Source organism: Streptomyces sp. JNUCC 64 (genome assembly GCF_054484115.1).
Genome location: NZ_CM137015.1, coordinates 6,090,408 through 6,115,035 on the forward strand (window position 1 = coordinate 6,090,408; position 24,628 = coordinate 6,115,035).

The following is a 24,628-nucleotide window of genomic DNA, read 5'->3' on the forward strand; positions in this document are numbered from 1 at the left end:
GCCCTCAAGGACGGGGTACCCACGAAGGAGAACCCGGATGACCAGTACCGGTACCACCGCCATCGCGGTCATCGGCATGGCCACCCGGTTCCCCGAGGCCGCCGACCTGGACGCGTTCCGGGCCAATCTGCGCGCCGGACGCGACTCCGTCCGGCCCATCCCCGCCGAACGGCTGGAGTCCACCGGCCTCGACCCCTCCGTCAGCTATCCGGAACTGGGCTACCTGGACCGGATCGACCTCTTCGACCACGCCTTCTTCGGGATGTCCCGACGGGAGGCCGAGGTCACCGACCCCCAGCACCGGCTCGCCCTCCACCTCGCCCAGGAGACCCTGGACCACGCGGGCTACGCCCGGTCCGCGCTGCGCGACAGCCGGACCGCGGTGATCTTCAGCTCGCCCGGCAACGGCTACCTCCCGCTGGTCGCCGAACCCGGCACGCTCAGCCTGATGGGCAACATGCCGTTCGCCCTGCCCGCCCGGATCGCCCACCTCTTCGGGCTCACCGGCCCCTGCTACGGCGTGGACACCGGCTGCAACGGCTCCCTCGTCGCCGTCCACCAGGGCTGCCGCGAACTCCGCGACGGCGAGGCCGACTACGCGCTGGTCGGCGGGGTCAGCCTGCGCCACCTCATCGCCCCCGCCGCCACCGTCGAGGACTTCCCCGGCATCGCCTCCCCGACCGCCCGCTCCCGCGCCTTCGACGAGGACGCGGACGGCGCGGGCAGCGGCGAGGGCGGCGCGGTGCTGCTGCTGACCACCCCGGAACGGGCCCGCGCCGAGGGCGCCACCGTCCACGCGCTGATCCGGGGCACCGCCGTCGCCCACAACGGCCGTCACTCCGCCACCATCGCCACCCCCAGCGCCCGCGCCCAGGCCGCCGTCATCACCCGCGCCTGGGAACGCGCCGGACTCGACCTCGCCACCGCCGACTACCTGGAGGCGCACGGCTCCGGCACCCGGCTCGGCGACGCCGTCGAGGCCGAGGGGCTCGCCCTGGCCCGCCCCGGCGAGCGGCGCCCCCTCGCGGTCGGGTCGGTGAAGACCAACCTCGGCCATCTGGACCACGCCGCCGGGGTCGCCGGACTCGTCAAGACCGTGCTCAGCGTCCGCCACGGCGAGCTGTACCCGTCGCTGCACTTCCGGCGCCCCGCCGAGGAGGTCGACCTGACCGGGGCCCGGCTGGAGGTCGTCACCGCGCTCCGGCCCTGGACCGCCGAGGGCGCCCGCCGGGCCGGGGTCAGCTCCTTCAGCCTCGGCGGCGTCAACGCCCACTGCGTGGTCGAGGAACCGCCGCCGCCCGCCGCCCCGGCCCCGGACGGCGTCCCGCGCGTGGTCGGCGTGTCCGCCCGGGACGAGGACGGGCTGCGGGCGCTGTGCGAACGGCTCTCCGTGCGGCTGCGCACCGACCCCGCCGCGTTCGCCGACGTCGCCTGGACCCTGAACACCGGCCGCGACCACCACCCGTTCCGGGTGGGCGTGGTCGCCGACGGCACCCGGGACCTCGCCGCCGCGCTGGCCGCGGCGGTCACCTGGCGCCGTCTCGACCCGCCGCCCCCGCCCCCGGCCGCCCCGCCCCGGATCGTGCTGCTGCTCTCCGGGGACGCCGTCCCCGCCACCGCCTCCGCCGCCCCGGAGCCGCTCGCCGGGGACCCGCTGCCCGCCGCGCTGCCGCTGCCGTCCGGGCCCGCCGCCGTGGCGCGCGGCCACCTCGCCGCGCACACCGCGCTCGTCCGCGCCGGGATCCCCGTCGACGGACTGATCAGCTCCGGGCCCGCCCGCTACACGGTCCGCCATCTGAACGGCACCCTCACCGACGAGGACACCCGGGCCCTCGCCGCGCCCGACGCCGGGTTCCCCGCCCCGGACCCCGCCCGGCTGCGGGCCGCCGCCGACGAGCAACTGGCCGCCGGGCCGGTGGTCTTCGTGGAGCTGGGCGCCCGGGGCGCACTCGGTGACCTGCTGGCCGAGTACCTGGACGGCCGGGACGGGGCCACCGTGCTGAGCACGGGTCCCGCGACCGACGGGGTGGCCGGGGTGCTGGCCCGTCTCTACGAGCTGGGCCACCTCCCGGACTGGTCCGCGCTGGCCCCGGCCGCCCGCCGGGTGCCCCTGCCGGGTCCGGCGCTGCGGGGGGTCCGCGCCTGGGCCCGCCCGGACGGCGAGGTGCTGAGGGCTCCGGGCGCGGCTTCCGACGCGTCTTCCGGTGGGGCCTCCGCCGGGTCGACCGGTGGGGCCTCCGCTGCGTCCGCCGTCGGGTCGACCGGTGCGTCGGCCGGTGCGGCCTCCGTCGGGTCCGCCGGGTTCGCCGGGTTCGTCGGCGGGTCGACCGGTGCGTCGGCCGGTGCGTCCTCCGCTGGGTCCGTCGGGTCCGCCGGGGGGTCTTTTGGCGCGGCCTCCGACGGGTCCATCGGCGGGTCCTCCGGTGCGTCGGCCGGTGCGTCGCCCGGCGGTTCGACCGGCGGGTCGGCCTCTGTGCCCGAGTCCTCCGCCGGGGTCTCCGCCGCGTCCGGGTCCGCCACCGCTTCCGCTGCCGCGCCCGGTTCAACCGCTTCCGCTTCCGCCTCCGTGGCACCGGTCGTCCCGGCGGCGTCCCCCGTCCCGTCCGGCCCGGCGGTGTCCGGGGCCCCGGGTGCCTCCGCCGCCGTCCCGGCCGTGCCAGGGGTCCCGGGGGAGCCCGCCGCCGGGACGGTCACCGTCGCCGGGGCGGCCGTCGCCGCGCCGCCCCCGGCGGCCCCGGTGGCGGCCGTGACGCCTACGGGGTCCGTGGCGCCGAGGGGAGCCGAAGCCGCGTCCGGCCCCGTGGTCCCCGTCGGGGAACCGGCGGGAGGCGCCGGGGAGGTGCTGCCCTGGCTGCGGGAGACCCTGGCCGGACTGCTCTACGCGGACGAGGTCGCCGCCGACGACGACTACTTCGAGATCGGCGGCAACTCCATCATCGCCCTGCTGCTCCTCAAGCAGGTCCGCCAGCGCTACGACATCGGGCTGCGCATGATCGACGTCTACGACCACTCCGCCGTCAGCGACCTGGCCGCCGCCATCGCCGACCGGCTGCCCGCCCCCGCCGCCCCCGTCACGGCTCCGGAACCCGTACCCGCCCGGCCCCCGGCGCCCGCCGCCGACCGGTCCGCCGCGCCGGAACCGGTCACCGCGCCACCCGCCGGAGCCGCCCCGGACGCCCGGACCGCCTCCGACGCCCGGACCGCCTCCGGCGACGGGAACGCCTCCGGTGCCGGGAACGTCCCGGGTGACCGTGACCGTGACCGTGACCGGCAGGGTTCCGGCGACGGCCTCCCCCCGATCCGGCGCGGCGCCGAACCGGTGCTCTCCTACGGGCAGGAGCGCATGTGGTTCCACCACCAGCTCGACCCGGCGACCACCCTCTACAACCTCCCCGGCGCCGCCCGCCACCAAGGGCCCATCGATCCGGAGGCCATGCGGCTGGCCTGGGAGGACCTGGCCGAACGGCATGAGGGTCTGCGGTCCAACTTCCTCTCCGTGGACGGGCGTTCGCGGCTCTCCATCCGGCCCCGCCTCGGTGACTTCTTCCGCTACGAGGACCTCACCGGACGGCCCGGCGCCGAGGACACCGCGCGGGCGATCCTCCGGGTGGAGTCCCGGCGGGTGTTCGACGTCGCCCGGGACCCGCTGGTCCGCGTCACCCTGATCCGGCTCGCCCCCGACGACCACCTCTTCTGCTGGCTCACCCACCACGCCGTCAACGACGGCTGGGCCCCGCAGATCCTGATGGGCGAACTGATGGCCTTCTACCGGGCGCGCTGCGAGGGACGCCGGCACGAGGCCGAGCCGCTGCCCGTCCAGTACCGCGACTACGCGCACTGGCAGCGCGAGCTGATGGACGGCGGCTTCCTCGACGGGGAACTGCGCTACTGGACCGAACGGCTCGCCGACCCCCCGGCCCTGGAACTGCCCACCGACCGGCCGCGCGCCGCCCGGATGGACTTCGCGGGCGCCGCCCACGGGCTGACCATCCCCCCGGAGCTGGTCACCCGGCTGCGCGAGGTGGGCGCCCGGGAGTCCGCCACCCTGTTCATGGTGCTGCTCACCGGCCTGCACATGCTGCTGGCCCACTGGTCGGGGCAGCGGGACGTGGTGGTCGGCACCCCCACCATCGGCCGCACCCGGCCCGAACTGTGGGGCCTGCTCGGCTTCTTCAACAACACCATCGCGCTGCGCGCCGACCTCACCGACGACCCGGCCTTCCGCACCCTGCTGCGCCGGACCCGGGCCGACGTGGTCGACGGGCTGGAGAACCAGGAGATCCCCTTCGACGCCGTGGTGCGGAAGGTGGCGCCGCGCCGGGACCCGTCCCGCAACCCGATCTTCGACGTGATGTACGTCCACCAGACGCTGCCGCCCCACTTCGTCTTCGGGGAGAACCTGTTCGGACCGGCCGTGGACGAGGACGGCGGGCCGCTGTTCCCCGGACTCCCGCCGGGCACCGCCAAGTTCGACCTGTCGATCGTGGTGGGGGAGCGCGCCGGGGCCGACGACCTGGACGTGGTCGTCGAGTACAGCACCCAGCTGTTCGACCGGGAGACGGTCGCCGCGCTCATGGACGGACTGCTGGACCTGCTGTGGGCGGCCACCGCCGACCCCGACGCCCCGCTCTCCGCGCTGCCCGCCGGACGGCCCGGACCCCGGCCCGACGCGTACGCCGGGCTGCGCGCCTTCGAACTGCCGGGGGACCGGCCCCGGCCGCAGGACGGCGGCCTCGGCACGGTGGCCCGGCACGAGGTGCGGCTGTCCACCGGCCCCGCCGACGGCCCGGACCCCGCCACCTGGCTGGCCGCCCTGGTCACCCTGCTCACCGAACGCGCCGAGGCCGACGAACTGCTCCTCGGACTGGTCCCGTCGCACGGCGCGCCGCTGCCGCTGCGCGTCGACGTCGCCGACGAGCCGTCGTTCGCGGCGCTCGCCTCCCGGCTCGCCCGGCTGCGCGACGACGCCCGGCCCCACCACGGGCCCCCGCCGCCGTTCGACGTCACCGTCGACCACGGCGAAGGCCCGCCCGACGGTCCCGTCCCCGATCTGCACTGGAGCCTCACCGACGAGCGGATCGCCGTCCAGTACCGCACCGAACTCTTCGACGAGGCCACGGTGCTGGCCCTGGCCGACGACCTGATCACCCTGGCGCGGTCCGGCGGCGCGCCCACGGGGTGACCCGCCGCCGCGCCGACCACCGGCACGGCGCCAGCCGACCGCCGACGACACCGAACCGATCGGGAGGGGACCCCCGCGTGGGCCAGAGCGAGGACAGCGAGTCGCGCGATCCGTCCGGGCCGACGGCCCGTCCGGAGGCCGGACCCGTGGGAGGACCGGCGACGGGCACCACGGCCCGGACGGCGACGGGAACGGTGGCCGGACCGGCCGCCGGGACGACGATCGGGGTGGTGGGCGCCGGGACCATGGGCGTCGGGGTCGCCCAGTGCTTCGCCGCCGCCGGACACCCCGTCGTGGTCGTCGACCCGGACGGCGCCGCCCGCGCCGACGGGCCACGCCGGCTGGCGTCCTGGGACCGGGCCGCCCGGCTGCTGCGCCCCGGGGCCGCCGCCCCGGCCGCCGGCCGGGTGACCTGGGCGGAGAAGCCCTCCGCCCTGTCCGGCGCGGACTTCGTGGTGGAGTGCGCCCCGGAGCGGATGCCCGTCAAGGAGGCGGTGTTCCGGGAGCTGGACGCGGTCTGCCCGCCCGGGACGGTGTTCGCCTCCTGCACCTCCGCGGTCCCCGTCGCCCGGCTCGCCTCGTTCACCGGCCGCCCCGCCCGGGTCATCGGCACCCACTTCATGAACCCGGCGCCGCTGACGGACACCGTCGAGGTCGTCCGGTCCGCGCACACCAGCGCGCACACCCTCGCCCTGACCCTGGACGTCCTGGCGCGCCTCGGCAAGAAGGGCATCGTCGTCAACGACGGGCCCGGCTTCGTCACCAACCGGGTGCTGATGCTGACCGTCAACGAGGCGGCGGCCGTCGTCGCCGCGGGCACCGCCGACCCGGACACCGTGGACCGCGTCTTCCAGGACTGCTTCGGCCACGCCACGGGACCGCTGCGCACCGCCGACCTCATCGGACTCGACACCGTCGTCGACACCCTGGACGTGCTGCGCGAGCACACCGGCGACGAACGCTTCCGGCCCACCCCGCTGCTGGCCCGGATGGTCGCCGGGGGCGACCTCGGCCGCAAGAGCGGCCGGGGCTTCCACTCCTACCCGGCCCCCGACCGCCCCCGGACCACCGCCCCCGGCCCCGGCCACCACCGGGCCCCCGACGCCACCGACCGCCCGTGGACCGCAGGAGCTGACCGCCATGTCTGAGCACGACACGCCGACGACCGGCGCCGTCGCCGAGGTCGTGGACATCCACGGCCCGGTGGACGTCGCCGCGCTCCAGGACGCGATCCGCCGGGTGGTCGCCGAGGCCGGGGCCGTCCGGCTGAGCGCCTCGGCCGGACCCTCGGGCGCCCGGGAGTTCACCGACGGCGGCGCCCCGCCGCTGACCCTGGTCGACCTCGGGGACCGGGACGACCCGGCCGCCGCCGCCGACGACTGGGTCCGCGCCGAACTCGCCTCGCCCGACGCCGGTTCCCGCTCCGCGCAGGCCCTGCTGCGGCTCGCCGACGACCGCTACCGGTGGTTCCACCGCCACCCCCGGGCCGTCCTCGACGGCTACGGCTGCGCCCTGGTCAGCAGGCGCGCCGCCGAGGTCTACACGGCGCGCGACCGGGGCACCGATCCGGAGCGGCACGCGCTGGTGCCCCACGACCGCTTCCTCGCGGACGAGGCCGCCGCCCTCGACGACCCGGCCCGGGAGGCCGACGCGGCCTACTGGCGGGAACGGTTCGCGGACCGTCCCCGTCCGGTGTCCCTGCCGCCCGCCGACCCGGCGCCCGGCGCGGGCGGGACGGGCCCGGTGGCGCTGGGGGCCGCCGCGTCCGACCGGGTCCGGGCCGCCGCCCGGTACAGCGGCGCGCACCCCCGCGCGGTGCTGGTCGCCGCCGTCGCCGCCTATCTGCACCGGGTCACCGGAGCCGTCGACGTGGTCCTCGGCCTGCCCGTCGACGGCCGCCCCGAGCGGGCCGCCCGCCGCGCCCCGGCCGCCGTCGAGGACGTCGTCGCGCTGCGGCTGGAGGTCCGGCCGGACACCCCGTTCGCGGAACTCGTCCGCCAGGCGGGCCGGGAGTCCCGGCGGGCCCGCCGCCACCAGCGGTTCCGGCACGCCCGGGTCCGCGCCGAACTGGGGCTCGCCGCGGGCGCCCGGCTGTACGAGGTGGTCGCGGACGTCCGCGAGCCCGAGCCCCCGCTGTGGTTCGGCGACCATCCGGCCGTCGCCCGCCGGGTCGGCGGGGAGCCGTCCGGCGCGGTCCGCTTCACCCTGGAGGAGGACCCGACCGACCGCAGGCTGCGGGTGACCGCGACCGGCCCGGCCGACCGCCACCCCCGGGCCGGACTGGACGCCCACGCCCGGCGGTTCGCCACCCTCCTGACCTCGGCGGTCGCCGGACCGGGCCGTACGGTCGGCGCCCTGGACCCGCTGGACACCGGGGAGACGGCCACCGCACCGGCCACGGCCACCGCCACGGCCACCGCACCGGCCTCCGCCCTGCCGTCCGCCGGGCGTTCCGGAGGCGGCACCCTGACCGCCCTGCTGGACGCGGCGGCGGCCCGCACCCCGGACGCGGTCGCCGTCCGCCACCGCGCGGACCGGCTGACCTACCGGGAACTCCACGAGCGGGCCGCCCGGCTGGCCCGGCTGCTGATCCGCCGGGGCGCCGGTCCCGAGCGGGTGGTGGGACTGCTGCTGCCCCGCTCCGCCGACGCCGTGGTGGCGATGCTCGCGGTGCTGAAGACCGGCGCCGCCTACCTCCCCCTCGACCCGGCCTACCCGGACGAACGCCTCCGGCTGACGACCGCCGACGCCGCCCCGTGCTGCCTGCTCACCGACACCCGGGGCGCCGCCCGTGACCTCGGGGCCCGCACCGGTCCGGTGCTGGTCCTCGACGACCCCTCGACGGCCGCCGAACTCGCCGCCGCCCCGGCCGGTCCCGTCACCGACGCGGAGCGGACCGCCCCGCTGCTGCCGGACCATCCGGCGTACGTCATCCACACCTCCGGCTCCACCGGCGTCCCCAAGGGCGTCGTGGTGCCGCACCGCGCGCTGCCGCCGCTGCTGGCCTGGGCGGAGGCGGAGTTCGGGGCGGCCCTCGGGCACAGTCTGGCCGCCACCTCCTTCAGCTTCGACGTGTCCGTAGCCGAGGTGTTCGGCCCGCTCTCCACCGGCGGCACGGTGGAGGTCGTCAACGACCTGCTGGCACTGCTCGACGGGGAACCGCCGCGCTGGTCGGGCGGGTTGCTGTGCGCGGTGCCCTCGGTCCTCGGCAAGCTGCTGTCCCGCTCGGAGCTGCGGCTGTCGGCGCGGGCGCTGGCCCTCGGCGGGGAGGCGCTCCCCGCCGACCTCGCCGCCCGGCTCGCCGCGACCCTGCCCGACACCCGGCTGCTCAACGTCTACGGCCCTACCGAGGCCACCGTCTACGCCACCGTCTGGCGCGGACCCGGCACCCCCGACGGCACCCCGGACGGCACCGCGCCGCCCATCGGCCGTCCGCTGGACCACGTCCGCGCCTACGTCCTCGACGAGGCGCTGCGGCCGGTGGAGCCGGGCCGGGAGGGCGAGCTGTACCTCGCCGGGGAGGGGCTGGCGCGCGGCTACCTGGGGCGGCCCGCGCTGACCGCCGACCGCTTCACCGCCGACCCGTTCGGCCCGCCGGGCTCCCGGATGTACCGCACCGGCGACCTGGCGCGCCAACGGCCGGACGGACAGCTCGACTTCCTGGGCCGGGCCGACGCCCAGCTCAAGGTGAACGGCTTCCGGGTGGAGCCCGGCGAGGTCGAGGCGGTGCTGATCCGTCACCCCCGGGTGGCCGAGGCGCTCGTCCGGGTCGGCCCGGGCCGCGCGGGCGACGTCCGGCTGCTGGCCCACCCCGTTCCGGTGGACCCGGCGGCGCCGCCGTCCGTCGCGGAGCTGAAGGGCTGGCTCGCGGCCCGGCTGCCCGCCCATCTGGTCCCGGCGGAGATCCACCTCACGGCCGCCCTGCCGCGCACCCCCAGCGGCAAGCTGGACCGCCGCACCGAGCCCGCTCCGCTCGCCGTTCCGCCGTCCGCCCCGGGGGGCCCGGTGGCCGCCACGGCTCCGGAGGCCCCGGCGGTTGCCGCGGCCCCGGCACCCGAGGCTCCGGCGGCTGCCACGGCTTCGGCGGCGCCCGCGTCCCCGGAGGCTGCCACGGCTCCCGGTACGCGGGACGCCGCGACGGCTCCGGACACGTTGACGGCGCCCGTACCCGTATCGGAGGCGACACCCGTACCGGCGCCCGCCCCCGTACCGGAAGCGGCACCGCAGACGGCCGACCGCCCGGCCGCCGCGCCGACCGCCCCGGTCGCCCCCGCCGCCGGGGCCCCCGTCGCCCCCGTGATCCCCGCCGCCCCCCTGGACCTGATGGCCCTGCCCGGGGCCCCGGCCTCCTCCGGCGCCCCCGGTACGGCCGGGGACCGGGACGGTGACGGCCGGACCCCGGACGGCGGGTCCGCGCCCTCGCGGGAGGACCTGGTCGCCGCCGCCTTCGCCGAGGTGCTGCGCGAGCCCTCGGTACCGCGCGACCAGAGCTTCTTCGACCTCGGCGGCGACAGCATCATGTCCATCCAACTGGTCAGCCATCTGCGGCAGTCCGGACTGGTGCTGACCCCGCAGGACGTCTTCGAGCACAAGACCGTCCAGGCCCTCGCCCAGGCCGCCCGGGAGACCGCCGCCCAGGCCACCGGCGACGGCATCGCCCCCGTCGGCGGTCTGCCGCTCACCCCCATCGTCCACTGGCTGCGCGACCAGGGCGGGCCCGTCGACGGCTTCCACCAGGCCGTTCTGCTCCGCGTCCCCGCCACCCTGCGCCAGGACCGGCTGACCGCCGCCGTCCAGGCGCTGATCGACCACCACCACGCGTTCCGGCTGCGGCTGGACCGCTCGGCGCCCGGCTGGGCCCTGGAGGTCCAGCCCGTCGGCTCGGTGCCCGCCGCCGTCTGCGTGCGGCGGGTCGCGGTCGACGGCGCCACCGGCGAGGACTTCGCCCGGCTGCTGATGAGGGAGACCCGGCGCGCCCAGGGCGAACTCGACGTGGAGGCCGGGCACCTGGTGCGGGTGGTCTGGTTCGACGCCGGGCCCGCCACCCCCGGACGGCTGCTGTTCATGGCCAACCACCTGGCCTGCGACGGGGTCTCCTGGCGGATCATCGTGCCCGACCTCGTCGGCGCCTACCAGGACGTCAGCGAGGGCCGCCGCCCCCGGCTCCGTCCCGTCGAGACCTCGCTGCGCGCCTGGAGCACCCTGCTCGCCGAACAGGCCGCCACCCCCGAGCGGCTGGCCGAACTCCCGCTCTGGGAGGAGACCCTGGCGGTCCCCGGCCCCCGGTTCGCCCGGCGTCCCCTGGACACCACCCGCGACACCACCAGCACCGCCCGCTCCCGCACCGCGGTCTACGCCGCCGACCGGGCCCGGCACCTGTTCACCACCATCCCGGCCACGTTCCACTGCGAGATCAACGACGTGCTGCTGACCGCCCTGGCGCTGGCCGTCCAACGGGTCCTCGGCACCACCGAGGACGTGGTGATCGACGTGGAGGGCCACGGCCGCGAACCGGTCGTGCCCGGCGCCGACCTGTCCCGCACCATCGGCTGGTTCACCAGCATGTACCCGGTGCGGCTGGGCCCCGGCGCCCCGCTCACCGCCGCCGGGCCGCCGTCCGGCCCCGAACTCGGGCGCGCCCTGCGCCGGGTGAAGGAGCAGCTGCGCGCCATCCCCGACAAGGGCATCGGCTTCGGACTGCTGCGCCACCTCAACCCGGGCACCGGCCCCCGGCTGGCCTCCCAGGAGCTGCGGCACATCGGCTTCAACTACTTCGGCCGGTTCCTGCTGCCCGCCGACGGCGGCGCCGAGGACTGGTCGCCCGCCCCCGAGACCGGGATGACCGCCGGGGCCGACGGGGACATGCCGCTGGACCACCCGCTCTCCATCAACGCCCTCACCGGGGACGCCGACGGGGGCACCGAACTGCGGATCGCGTTCACCTGGGCGGACGGCATCCTGGACGAGCACCTGGTGGACGAACTCGTCGACGCCTGGTTCGAGACCCTGGACGCGCTGGCCGCGCACGCCGTGGAACCGGGCGCCGGGGGCCGCACCCCCTCCGACTTCCCGCTGGTGCGGATCGACCAGGAACAGATCGAACGGCTGGAGCGCGAGTACCCCGGACTGGACGAGGTCCTGCCGCTCTCCTCGCTCCAGCAGGGCATGCTCTACCACCTGCTGCTCTCCATGCTGAACAGCGCCGACCAGGTCGGCACCGGGGACGCCCCGCACGCGCTGTACACCGTCCAGTTCTGGCTGGAACTCGACGGCGACCTGGACTCCGGGGCGATGCGGGCCGCGTTCCGGGCGCTGCTGGACCGGCACCGCAACCTCGGCGCCGCCTTCGTCCACACCGGGCTGCCGCAGCCGGTGCAGGTCTTCCGGCCGGGCGTGGAGGCGCCGTGGCGGGAGGCCGACCTGAGCGGGCTGACCGAGGAGGAACGGGAGAGCGAGACCGAACGCCTCCTGGTGAGCGAACGCGCCCGCCCCTACGAGCCGACCCGGCCGCCGCTGCTGCGGCTGCTGCTGATCGACCTGGGCGGCGGACGGCGGCGGCTGGTCCTCTCCACCCACCACATCCTGCTGGACGGCTGGTCGCTGCCGGTGATCATCGGCGAGCTGTTCGCCCACTACCGCGCGGAGGTCACCGGCGCGCCGCACGGCCTGCCTACGGGCACCCCGTTCCGCGAGTACCTGGGCTGGCTGGCGCGGGTCGACGAGAGCGCGGCCGAGGACGCCTGGCGCACCGCCCTGGACGGGCTGACCGTCACCCGGATCGGCGCCCCCGACCCCGGCGAGCCGGAGGGCTCCCGGCACCTGTGGTTCTCGCGCGGCGAGGACGACACCCGCGCGCTGGCCGAGATGGCCCGGCGCCACGGGGTCACCATCGCCACCGTCCTCCAGGCGTGCTGGGCGCTGACCCTCGCCCAGGAGACGGGCCAGTCGGACGTGGTGTTCGGCTCGGTGGTCTCCGGGCGGCCCGCCGAACTGCCGGGCGTGGAGACGATGGTGGGCCTCTTCATCAACACTGTGCCCACCCGGGTCAGGGTCGACCCGGCCGAGACGCTCGGCGACCTGTTCGTCCGGATGCAGCGGGAACAGACCAAACTGCTGCCCTACCAGCACATCAGCCTCACCGACATCCGCCGCATCACCGACAGCGGCGACATGTTCGACACGATGATGTCCTTCGCCAACTACCCCTTCGACGGGGAGGCGCTGCGCGAGCCCGCCCCCGGACTGGAACTGGTCCGGGCCTCCGGCGACGACCGCCAGCACTATCCGCTCGGCGTGGTCCTCAGCCACCGCGACGACGTGCTGACCCTCCAGATCGAGTACCGCCCGCACCTGGTGGACGCCGACCGCGCGGCCCGTCTCGCGGACCGCTTCCTCGCCCTGCTGGACCGTTCCGCCCGCGACCCGCGCGGCGGCGTCGGCACGACCGGCGCCCCGGCCCCGGACCGCGCCGCCCTCCCGGCGGCCCCCGCGCCCTCCTCCGTCCCCGCCGCGCCGCCCGCCCTCGGCGGCGGCACCGGGGTGCTGCTGCCGCTGCGCGAGGAGGGCGGCCTCCCGCCGCTGTTCTGCGTCCACCCGGCGGCCGGGATCGCCTGGTCCTACGCCGGACTGACCGGCGCGCTCGGCACCGACCGGCCGGTCTACGGGCTCCAGGCCCGGGGGCTGGACGGCTCCCAGGTGCTGCCCGGATCGATCGCCGAGATGGCCGCGGACTACGTCGCCCGGATCCGCGAGGTCCGGCCGCACGGCCCCTACCACCTGCTCGGCTGGTCGTTCGGCGGACTGGTGGCCCACGAGATGGCCGTACAGCTCCAGCGGGCGGGGGAGCGGGTGGGGCTGCTGGCCGTCCTCGACGCGGTGCCCTCCGGCCGCCGGGACGGCGACGGCGACCGGGCTCCCGGCGCCAGCGCCGGCGTTGGCCTTGGCGTCGGCGTCGGCGTCGGCGTTGGCCACGGTGACGGTGACGGTGACGGGAGCGGTTCCGGCGACGGGCCCGCCGTGCGGTTCGGACCGGACCACGTGATGCGGACCGTCCTCCAGTTCTTCGGCTACGACCGGGCGCTCTGGGCGGACGGGGAGCCGATGACGTACCCCCGCTTCCTGGAGACCGTGCGCGAACACCCCGGGCTGCTCGCCACCTTCGACGAGGCGATGATCGAGACGATCTGCCGGGTCTACACCAACAACGGGGTCCTCTCCCGCGACCACGTCCCCGACCGCTTCACCGGCGACCTGCTGCTCTTCGCCGCCCAGGAGACCGCCCCCGAGGTGATCACCGAGCTGTGGGCGCCGTACGTGGACGGCGGCAAGCCGAGAGCGCACGAGGTGGCGAGCCCGCACGCCGAACTGGGCCGCCCCGGCCCGCTCGCCGGGATCGCCGAGGTCATCGCCCCCGTGCTGCGCGCCCACGACACGGCACCGGACGCGACGCGGTGACCGGCGCCCGTCCGGCCGCCCCGGGGCGGCCGGTGCCGCTGACCACCGCCCAGCGCGGCGTCTGGATGGGCGCCCGGCTGCTCGGCCCCGCCCGCTACCACGTGGGGCTGGTGCTGGACATCGCCGGGCCGCTGGACCCGGCGCTGTTCGCCACGGCGTTCGCCGCCGTGGTGGCGGAGACCGCGCCGCTGCGGGCCCGGTTCACCGCCGATGCCGGTGCCGGTGCCGATGCCGGTGCTGACGCCGAGGTCGGCGGGCTCCGGCAGTGGGACGGGCCGCTTCCGCCGTGGCGGGTGGAGCGGCACGATCTGCGGGGCGCGCCCGTCCCGGCCGTCGCCGCCCGGGAGTGGGCCCGCCGGGATGTGGCCCGGCCGTTCGACCTGGCCGCCGGGCCCCCGTTCCGGACCGCCCTGCTGCGGCTCGCCGAGGAGCGCCACCACTGGTACCTCGCCTGCCACCACCTGGTCCTGGACGGGATCGGCAGCGCGCTGCTGGTGCGCCGGACGGGCCGTCACTACGCGGCGCTGGAGCGCGGGGAGCGGCCCGCCCCGGCGGTCCATCCGCTGGACGCGCTGCTCACCGCCGAACGCGCCTACCGGGACTCGCCCGGCCTCGCCGCCGACCGCGCCTTCTGGCGGGCCCGGCTGGCGGACGCCCCGGCGCTCCACCGTCCGGCCCGTCGACCGGCGTCCGGTGCGGCGTTCCGTCCGGCGTCCGGCGGGGGTGCCGTTCCGTCCGGCGGCGGGGGAGGGGCGCCCCGTGGTGGCGGTCCGGCTCCCGACGGCGGGGGTGAGGGCGGGGCGTCCGGCGGGGTCGCGGTGCGCGGCACCACCCGGCTCCCGGCCACCGTCTTCGACGCGCTGAAGGGGACCGCCGACCGGCTCGGCACCCACTGGACGACGCTCGCCACCGCCGCCGGTGCGCTCCTCGCCCATCTGCGGCTGGGCGCCGGGGCCCCCGACGAGGTCGTGGTGGGCCTGCCGGTCGCCGGACGCGACCGGGCGGCGTCCCGGCTGGCCGCCGGGACCGCGGCCAACGTGCTGCCGTTGCGGATCCCCCTCGCCCCGGGCCGCCCGGGCCGGGAGCTGGTGGACGCGGTCGCCGCCGAACTCGCCGCCGCCCTGCCCCACCAGCGCTACCGCCACGAGGACCTGCTGCGCGACCTCGGCCGCACCGGCACCGGGGAGGCGCTCCACGACCTCGCGGTGAACGTCCTGCCGTTCAGCTACGGCCGGGAGTTCGCGGGGCGGCCGATGACGATGCGCAACGTGGCCATCGGCCCGGTGCGGGAGCTGTCCGTCACCGTCTACCCGGACGAGCGGCACGGCGGGCTCCGGGTGGACGTGGACGCCGATCCGCTCCGGTATGGTCCGCGCGGGGCGGCGGCCGAGGCCCGCCGTTACGTCCGGCTGCTGACCGGACTGGCCGTCGACCCGGACCGCCCCGCCGACCGGTACGCCCACCTCTCGGCCGCCGAGCGCCGCGCGCTGACTCCCCGTCCCGTTCTCCCTCCGGCTCCCCGTCCCTCCACCGGGCCGGGGTCCGTACCCGCCGGGTCCGTCTCCGCCGTGTCCGTGTCCGGGTTCGTGCCCGTGTCCGCGCATGGGCCCGTGTCCGGGCCCATGTCCGAGCCCGTGGCCGCGTCCGTGACCGAGCCCATGCCTGGAGCCGCGTTCGAGCCCCGGTTCGAGCCCCGGTCCGGGTCCGGGACCGCGCTCGGGACCGAGTCCGGGTTCGTGCACGGGACCCTGCCCGTCTCCGGACCCCGTACTCTCGCCGGGCTCTTCGAACGGGCCGCCGCCCGCAGCCCCGGGGCCCCGGCGGTGGGCTCCGTCGACGGCGCCCTGACCTACCGGGACCTCAACGCCCGCGCCAACCGGCTGGCCCGGTACCTGGTGCGGCGCGGCGCCGGGCCGGAACGGACGGTCGCGGTCCGGCTGCCGCGCTCCACCGGCCTGGTGACCGCGCTGCTGGCCGTCGCCAAGTCCGGCGCGGCGGCCGTCCCGCTGGACCCGGACGCGCCCGCCGCCCGCGCCGCGCTGGTCCTGGCGGACACCCGGCCGGTGCTGGAGCTGACCCCGGACGTCCTGTCCGCCGCCCTGACCGTCCCGGGGGAGGACGGAGACGGCGGGGAACGGGACCTCACCGACGCCGACCGGCTCGCCCCGCTGACCCCCGCGCACCCCGCCTACGTGCTGTACACCTCGGGCTCCACGGGCCGCCCCAAGGGCGTGGTGGTGCCGCACTCCGCCCCGGTGGCCCTGCTCACCCGGGGCGTGGCGGGCCTCGGTCTCGGCCCGGACGACGTGTGGACGCTCTGCCACTCCACCGCCTTCGACTTCTCGGTGTGGGAACTGTGGGGGGCGCTGACCCACGGGGCGCGGCTCGTCGTCGTCCCCCGGGAGGTCGTCCGCGACCCCCGGGCACTGCGCGCCCTGCTGGTCCGCGAACGGGTCACCGTCCTCAGCCAGACCCCGTCCGCCTTCGCCGCCCTGGACCGCGTGGACGCCGAGGCCCACGGCGGGGGGCCCGTCCCCGCCCTGCGGCTGGTCGTCTTCGGCGGCGAGGCGCTGGCGCCCGGTTCGCTCGCCGACTGGCACCGGCGGCACGGGCCGGACGGTCCCGCCCTGGTGAACATGTACGGCATCACCGAGACCACCGTGCACACCACCCGACTCGATCTGACGTCACGTCACATCCGGTCGTCCGCCAGCCCGGTCGGCGCCCCGCTGCCCGGCGCCCGGCTGCTGCTGCTGGACGACCGGCTGCGTCCGGTGCCCGACGGGGTCACCGGGGAGCTGTACGTCGCGGGCACCGGGGTGGCCCGGGGCTACCTCGGCCGCCCCGGGCTGACGGCGGCCCGGTTCGTCGCCGACCCGTACGGTCCGCCCGGCTCCCGGCTCTACCGTTCCGGCGACCTGGCCCGCCGCGCGCCCGACGGCACCCTGGAGTACCTGGGCCGCGCCGACGGCCAGCTCAAGGTGCGCGGTCACCGGGTGGAGCCCGGCGAGGTCGAGGCCGCGCTGCTGGCCCTGCCCGGGGTGAGCGCCGTCGCCGTCGCCCTGGCGCCCGGCCCGGCGGACGGCCCCCCGGTCCTCGTCGGCTACCTCGTCCCCGGCCTTCCGGGGGCCTCGGAGGCTTCGGGGTCTCCGGGGCTCTCCGGGTCTCCTGGGCGCTCCGGGTTCCCGGAGTCCCTCGCGGACGTCCGCGCGCTGCTGCGGGAGCGGCTGCCCGAACACTGCGTGCCCGCCCGGCTGGTGCCGCTCGACGCCCTGCCGCTCACCCCCAACGGCAAGCTCGACCGGGCGGCGCTCCCCGTACCCGTCCCCGCCGCTTCCGTCCCCGGCGTCCCCGGTGGCCCAGGCGTCTCCGGCGTCCCCGGCGCCCCTGACGGCCCGCCCGCCTTCGCCACCCCGCTGGAGCGGGCCGTGGCCGCCCTCTACGCCGAACTCCTGGGCGCCGACCGGGTGGGGCCGCGCGACGGCTTCTTCGACCTCGGCGGCGACAGCCTCAGCGCCGCCCGGCTGGCGGCCCGGCTGCGTACCGGTCACCGCGTCGACGCCGACGTCCGGGACGTCTTCGCCCACCCCACGGTCGCCGCCCTCGCCGCCCACCTCACCGCCCGTGCCTCCGTCCCCGTCCCCGCTTCCGTCCCCGTCCCCGGTGATCCCGCGACGACCGCTGTCGTCCCCGCCGCCGTGGCTGACCCCAACGCCCTCACCGCCACCATCGGTTCGGCCACCCCCACCGTCCCGGACGGCTCTGGCACCTTGGCCGCCCCTGCCACCCCTGCCGCCCCGGACGGCTCCGGCGTCTCCGCCAGCCCCACCCCCGTCGGTTCGACCGCCCCCACCGTCCCCGATTCCCCCGCCGTCCTCGACGGCCCTGGTACCTCCGCCGTCCCGGACGGCTCAGGCACCCCCGCCGCCCCCGCGTCAGCCGTCCCATCCGCCCTGCCCGTCTCACCCGTCGAGCCCGCCGCACCCGTCCCGTCCCGCCCCGACCGCGTTCCGCTGTCGTCCGCCCAGCGGCGGTTGTGGTTCCTGCACCGTCACACCGGGGCCGACCGGGCCTACAACGTGCCGCTCACCCTTCGGCTCACCGGCACCCTGGACGAGGACGCCCTCGCCACCGCCCTCCAGGACCTGATGGACCGTCATGAACCCTTGCGGACCCTGGTCGACGAGGACGACGACGGCGCCACCTGGCAGCGGATCCTGCCGCCGGACCGGGCCCGCCTCCCGCTGACCCGGGTCCCCGCCACCCCCGCCGGACTGCCCGCCCTGCTGGCCGAACGGGCCCGCCGCCCCTTCCGGCTCGACCGCGAACCCCCGGTGCGCGCCGAACTGTTCCGCACCGGCCCCGCCGACCACACCCTGCTGCTCCTGCTGCACCACATCGCCTGCGACCACGCCTCCCTCGCCCCGCTCACCGCCGACCTCGAAGCCGCCTACACCGCCCGGCTGCGCGGCACCCCGCCCACCGGCCGCCCCCCGCTGCCCCGCCAGTACGCGGACTTCACCCTCGCCCAGCGCGCCGCGCTCGGCACCGAGGACGCGCCCACCCCCCGCACCGCCCGCCGACTGGCCCACTGGACGGCCGCCCTGGACGGACTGCCGCCCCGGATCGCGCTGCCCACCGACCACCCGGCCCCCCGCGCCGACACCGGCGCCAGCCTCCCCCTCCACGTCCCCGCCGCCCTGCACGCCCGGCTCGCCGCCCTCGCCACCGCCGAACGCGCCAGCCTCTTCATGGTGGTCCACGCCGCGCTCGCGCTGCTCCTCACCCGGCACGGCGCGGGCACCGACGTCCCCGTCGGCACCGCCGTCACCGACCGGCCCGACCCCGCCCTGGACGCCCTGGTCGGCTACTTCGTCAACACCCTGGTGCTGCGCGCCGACACCTCCGGCGACCCCACCTTCCGGGAACTCCTCGGCCGGGTGCGGGACGCCGACCTCGCCGCCTTCGCCCACCAGGACGTCCCCTTCGACCTCGTCGTCGCGGCCACCGGACAGGACCGCCCCGACACCGGCTCCTCCCCCCTCTTCCAGGTGATGCTGGTCGTCACCCCGCCCCCGCCGGACCGGCTGCGGCTGCCCGGCCTCACCACCGAGGTGGGCGCGGTGCCCACCGGCAGCGCCAAGTGCGACCTCGCGTTCAGCCTCCACGACCGCCGCGACGGCCACGGCGCCTGCCGGGGTCTCGACGGCTTCCTGGAGTACCGCACCGGCCTCTTCGCCCCCGACACCGCCCGCGCCCTCGCCGACCGGCTGGTCCTGCTGCTCGCCCGGCTGACGGACGCCCCCGACGCCCCGGTCCGCCACCTCGACGTGCTGCGTCCCGGGGAACGCCGCCGACTGCTCACCGACTGGGGCCGCACCCCCGCCCGCCCCCGCCCCGCCGGGCGCGGCACCGACCGGAGCATCCCCGGACGCGTCGACGGCCACGCCCGCCGCACCCCCGACGCGATCGCCGTCCGCCAGGGCGACGTGACGCTCACCTACCGCGAACTGACCGCCCGCGCCGACCGGGTTGCGGCCCGTCTCACCGCCGCCGGAGCCGGTCCGGAGACCCGGATCGGCGTGCTGATGGACCGTGGCCCCGGCTACGCGGTCACCGCCCTCGCCGTCCTCAAGAGCGGCGCCGTCTACGTTCCCCTCGACGCCCGCGCGCCCGCCGCCCGCCGCGCCCGGGTCCTCGCCGAGGCCGGGGCCGCGCTCCTGGTCGTCGGCCCCGGGACGCCCGCCGCCGAACGCCCCGCCGACGGCCCGCCCGTCCTCGACTTCGCCGACCTCGACGCACCCGCCGACCTCCCGGCGTCGGCCGCCCCCGGAGAACGCGCCGCACCCACCGTCCTCGGGGGCCTCGTCGTACCCGCTGCCCCCGGGGACCTCGCCGTATCGGTCGTCCCCGCTGACCTCGACGCACCGGTCATTCCCGGGGAACGCGCCGTACCCGCTGCCCCTGCCGTCCCCGACACAGCGGTCGCCCTCGGGGACCCTGCCGCGCCTGCCGTCCTCGGGGACCCCGCTACCCCCGGGGACCCCGTCGCACCTGCCGCGCCCGGGGACCCCGGCGCACCCTCCGTCTCCGGGTACCTCGCCGTATCTGCCGCGCCGCCCGGGGACCCCGCCGTATTCACCGCCCCCAGGGACCTTGCCGTATCCACCGCACTCACCGCCCCCGGGAACCCCGTCGCCCCGGCACCCACCACCGCCCCCGCGCCCGCCGTACCCGTCCCCGTCCCGGCGTCCGGCGCCGCCCCCGTGGCGGCTCCCGCGCCCGCCCTCACCCCCGACCGGCTGGCCTGCGTCATCTTCACCTCCGGTTCCACCGGGGTCCCCAAGGGCGTCGCGATCACCCACGGGGGCGTCCTCGCGCTCGCCGACGACCGCTGCTACCAGCCCACCACCGCCGACCGCATGCTGATGCACTCGCCCCACTCCTTCGACGCCTCCACCATGGAGCTGTGGGTGCCGCTCCTCAACGGCGGCGAGGTCGTCATCGCCCCGCCCGGCGACCTGGACCTGCTCACCCTGCGGGGGCTGCTGGCCGCGCACCGCCCCACCAGCCTCTGGCTGACCGCCGGACTCTTCCACGCCGTCGCCGAGGAGGACCCGGCCGCGCTGCGCGGCCTGGACACCGTGTGGACCGGCGGCGACGTCGTCTCGCCCCGCGCGGTCCGCGCCGTCCGCCGCCACTGCCCCGGCACCGTCGTCGTCAACGGCTACGGACCCGCCGAGACCACCACCTGCGCCAGCTGGCACCAGATCACCGACGACGACCTCACCGACACCGCCGCCCGCCGGGGACTGCCCGTCGGCCGCCCCCTCGACGGCAAACGCGCCTACGTCCTCGACGCCGGTCTGCGGCCCGTGCCCCCCGGGGTCACCGGGGAGCTGTACCTCGCCGGAACCGGTGTCGCCCGTGGTTACCTCGGCCGCCCCGCCCACACCGCCGAACGCTTCCCCGCCGACCCGTTCGGCCCGCCCGGCACCCGGATGTACCGCACCGGCGACCTGGCGCGCTGGCTCCCCGACGGACGCCTCGCCTTCGCGGGCCGGGCCGACGGACAGGTCAAACTCCGGGGCTTCCGCGTGGAGACCGACGAGGTCGCCGCCGCCCTCGCCGGACACGACGGCGTCGGACAGGCCGTGGTCGTCGTCCGCGAGGACCCGCCCGCCGGCAAACGCCTCGTCGCCTACCTGGTGCCCGCCGGGGACGCGCCCCCCGACACCGAGGCGCTGCGACGGCACGCCGCCGCCGTCCTCCCCGACTACATGGTGCCCACCGCCTGGGTCGTCCTCGACCGGATCCCCCTCACCCGCAACGGCAAACCCGACCGCGCCGCCCTGCCCCCGCCCCCCTCCCCGCTCGCCCCCGGCGCCGGGGCCACCGACCCGGGCGCCCCCGGCTCCGACCCCGGGGGACCGGGCCGCCCCCGCGACCCCCGCACCCCCCGCGAACGCGTGCTGCGCGACCTCTTCGCGGAACTCCTGCGCCAGCCCGCCATCGGCGTCCACGACGGCTTCTTCACCGCGGGCGGCGACAGCATCACCGCCATCCAGCTCGTCAGCCGCGCCCATGACGCCGGACTCCGGGTCACCGTCAACGACCTGTTCCGCGCCCCCACCGTCGCCCGGCTCGCCGAACGCGCCCGGGACGCGACCGCCGACCCCGACGGCACCCGCCCCGACGACGGCGACGACACCGGACCCCTGCCGCTCACCCCCATCGCCCACTGGTGGCGCGCCCAGGACGGCCACCGCACCGACGCCTTCGACCAGCACCTCGTCCTGCGCACCCCCGCCGGACTCACCCCCGACCGGCTCGCCGCCCTCCTCCAGGCCCTCGTCGACCGGCACGCCGCCCTCCGCCAGCGCCTCGACACCACCGACGGCACCTGGCGCCTGAGCGTCCGGCCCGCCGACCGGGTCCGCGCCGCCGACCACCTCCACCACGTCCCCGCCGCCGACTGCCCCGACACCGACCTCCCCGACCGGCTCGCCGCCGCCCTGCGCACCGCCCGCCGCCACCTCGCCGTCACCGAGGGGCGCCCCCTGGCCGCCGTCTTCCTCGACCGGGGCCCCGACCGCGGCGGCCGACTGCTGCTCCTGCTGCACCACCTGGCCGTCGACGGCGTCTCCTGGCGCGTCCTGATCGCCGACCTCGCCGCCGCCGACCGCGCCCTCACCGAGGGCCGCGCCCCCGACCTCCCCGCCCCGCCCGTCACCCTCCCCGCCCACGCCCGCGACCTCGCCGACCAGGGCCGCACCGGCGCCCGCCAACCCGAACTCCCCTGGTGGACCCGGACCCTCACCGGCGACGACCCGCCGCTGGCCGACCCACTGCCGCCCGACGCCCCCCGCCGCGCCCGCGACCTCACCGTCACCCTGCCGCCCGGCCGCACCCTGCCGCTGCTCACCGAGGTCGGCGCCGCCTTCCACTGCGGCGTCGAACCCGTGCTGCTCACCGCCCTCGCCCTCGCCGTCGAACAGTGGCGCCGCCACCACGCCCGGGAACACGGCCAGGGACTCCTGCTCGACCTGGAGTCCCACGGCCGCCCCGACACCCCCGACGCCGACCTGTCCCGCACCGTCGGCTGGCTCACCGCCCTCCACCCGGTCCGGCTGCCCGCCACCGGCTGCGCCTGGACCGACGTGTGGACCGCCTCGCCCGCCCTCGGCGACGCCCTGAAACGGGTCAAGGAACAACTGCGGGGCGTCCCCGACCGGGGCGTCGGCTACGGAATCCTGCGCCACCTCGACCCCACGGCCGCCCCCCGGCTCGCCACCGCGCCCGCCCCGCAGATCGGCTTCAACTACCTCGGCCGCCTCACCACCGGCACCGGCGCCGACTGGGGCGTCGCCGCCGAGACCGCCGCCACCCACCCCGACGACGTCCCCGACCGCCTGGGACCCCATCTCCTCGACGTCAACGCCCTCACCCTCGACACCCCCCGGGGACCCCGCCTCCACGCCGTCCTCAGCTGGACCGACGGCCAGTTCACCGAGGACGACGTCCGCGCCCTCGGCACCCTGTGGTGCGCCGCCCTCGACGCCCTCGTGCTGCACGCCAGGACCCCGGGCGCGGGCGGCCGCACCCCCTCCGACCTGCCGCTCGTCCCCCTCCGTCAGGACGAGATCGACCTGCTGGAGGACGGCTACCCCGGGCTCGTGGACGTCCTGCCGCTCACCCCGCTGCAAGAGGGGCTCCTCTTCCACGCCCTCTACGCGCCGGCGCACCTCGACGTCTACCAGGCGCAGTTCACGCTCCGGCTCAGCGGCCCCCTGGACCCCGCCGCCCTGCGCTCCGCCGCCACCGCCCTGCTCACCCGGCACCCCAATCTGCGCGCCGCCTTCGTCCACCAGGGGGTGCGCCGACCCGTCCAGGTCGTCCCCGCGCCCGGGGAACCCGGCTGGCGGGAGACCGACCTCTCCGACCTCCCCGAGGACCTCCGCGCCCGCGCCCTCGACCGGCTGGCCCACGACGACCTGCGGCACCGCTTCGACGTGGCCCGCCCCCCGCTGATCCGCTTCACCCTGGTCACCTGGGGACCGGACGAACACCGGCTCGTCCTCACCAACCACCACCTGGTCCTCGACGGCTGGTCCGCCCCGCTGCTGATCCGCGAACTCCTCGCCCTGCACGCCCACGGCGGCGACCCGGACGCCCTCCCCCCGGTCACCCCCTACCGCGACCACCTCGCCCTGCTCGCCACCCGCGACCGCTCCGCCGCCCGCGCGGCCTGGCGCGCCGCCCTCGACGGCACCGCCGCCCCGCGCCCGCTGACCCGGAACGCGCTCCCCTCGGCGGCTGCTCCGGCTGGCCCGGCGGCCCTGGCCGCTCCGGCCGCTCCGGTGGCCCCGGACGCCTCAACCGCCCCGCACGCCCCGGACGGAGCGCCCGCCCTGGACGTCCCGGACACCCCGCTCGCGCCGGAGCCGCCCCCCGCCCCGGACGACGCGGACGCCCTCGGCGCCCCGCCCGTCCCGGACGACGCGGACACCCCCGGTGACGGGCCCGCCGTCACCCTCACCGCCGAGCTGTCCGACACCCTCACCAAGGCGCTGCGCGATCTGAGCGGGGTCGAGGGCGTCACCCTCAACACCGTGGTCCAGGCGGCCTGGGGGCTGCTGCTGGCCCGTCACCACGGCACCACCGACGTGGTGTTCGGCACCACCGTCTCCGGACGCCAGCCCGAGCTGCCCGGCATGGAGTCGATGATCGGGCTGTTCATCAACACCCTGCCGGTCCGGCTGCGGCTGCTCCCCGGCGAGACGGTCCGCGCCCTGCTCCACCGGCTCCGCGACGAACAGGCCCGGCTCCTGCCCCACCACCACATCGGGCTCAGCGAGATCCAGCGCGTCCTGGGCCGCCGGGAACTCTTCGACACCCACCTGGTGTTCGAGAACTACCCGCTGGACCGGGTGGCCCTCGCCGAACCGCTCTCCGCCCTCGCCCTCACCGGCGCCGAGGGCCGCGACGCCACCCACTACCCCCTGACCCTGGTGGCGTTCGCCGCCGACGGGCCGCTCGGCCTGCGCCTCGACCACCGCCCGGACGCGGTGCCCCCTACGCTCGCGGGGGACCTTCTGCGTACCCTGCTGGACCTGTTGGAATCCATCGCCACGGCGCCCGGCGCGCCGGTGGCCGACCTCGTCCCCGGCCCCGGGGACGAGCCCGACCGAGAGGACGCACTGTGACCAACCCCTTCGACGACCAGGAAGCCGTCTTCGTGGTCCTGGTCAACGACGAGGGCCAGCACTCGCTGTGGCCCGAGTTCGCCGACGCCCCGGCGGGCTGGACCCGGACCTTCGGCCCCGACGGCCGTGACGCCTGCCTCGCCCACGTCGAGGCCAACTGGACGGACCTGCGCCCCAAGTCCCTGGTCGCGGCGATGGAGTCCGCCCCGGAGACCGTCTGACGCCACACCCGCCGCCCGGCCCGCCGACTCCCGTCCGCCTCCGTCCCCGTCCCGTGCCCGGGCGG

General features: G+C 77.4%; 5 protein-coding genes. All 5 read left to right on the forward strand.

Features of this window, described 5'->3' with window-relative positions; genetic code table 11:
* Positions 1 to 37 precede the first annotated feature (37 nt).
* The 5 genes from ACVWNX_RS25230 to ACVWNX_RS25250 all read left to right on the forward strand — a co-directional run bounded on the left by ACVWNX_RS25230 (position 38) and on the right by ACVWNX_RS25250 (position 24,563).
* Positions 38 to 5,182, forward strand: a complete 5,145-nt coding sequence (locus tag ACVWNX_RS25230; protein WP_454410154.1) for a condensation domain-containing protein — start codon at positions 38 to 40, stop codon at positions 5,180 to 5,182.
* A gap of 77 nt (positions 5,183 to 5,259) precedes the next feature.
* Complete coding sequence (locus ACVWNX_RS25235; protein ID WP_454410156.1) at positions 5,260 to 6,330, forward strand: 3-hydroxyacyl-CoA dehydrogenase family protein; 1,071 nt, start codon at positions 5,260 to 5,262, stop codon at positions 6,328 to 6,330.
* The gene (locus tag ACVWNX_RS25240) at positions 6,323 to 13,636 is read left to right on the forward strand and encodes an amino acid adenylation domain-containing protein (RefSeq protein WP_454410158.1); all 7,314 of its coding nucleotides are present in this window, start codon (positions 6,323 to 6,325) and stop codon (positions 13,634 to 13,636) included. Before ACVWNX_RS25235 ends, ACVWNX_RS25240 begins: the two co-directional genes overlap by 8 nt.
* Positions 13,633 to 24,342, forward strand: a complete 10,710-nt coding sequence (locus ACVWNX_RS25245; protein WP_454410159.1) for an amino acid adenylation domain-containing protein — start codon at positions 13,633 to 13,635, stop codon at positions 24,340 to 24,342. The genes ACVWNX_RS25240 and ACVWNX_RS25245 overlap by 4 nt, the downstream gene beginning before the upstream one ends.
* Entirely contained in the window at positions 24,339 to 24,563 is a 225-nt protein-coding gene (locus ACVWNX_RS25250) for an MbtH family protein (protein WP_454410160.1), read from the forward strand. The genes ACVWNX_RS25245 and ACVWNX_RS25250 overlap by 4 nt, the downstream gene beginning before the upstream one ends.
* The last annotated feature ends 65 nt before the right edge of the window (positions 24,564 to 24,628 follow it).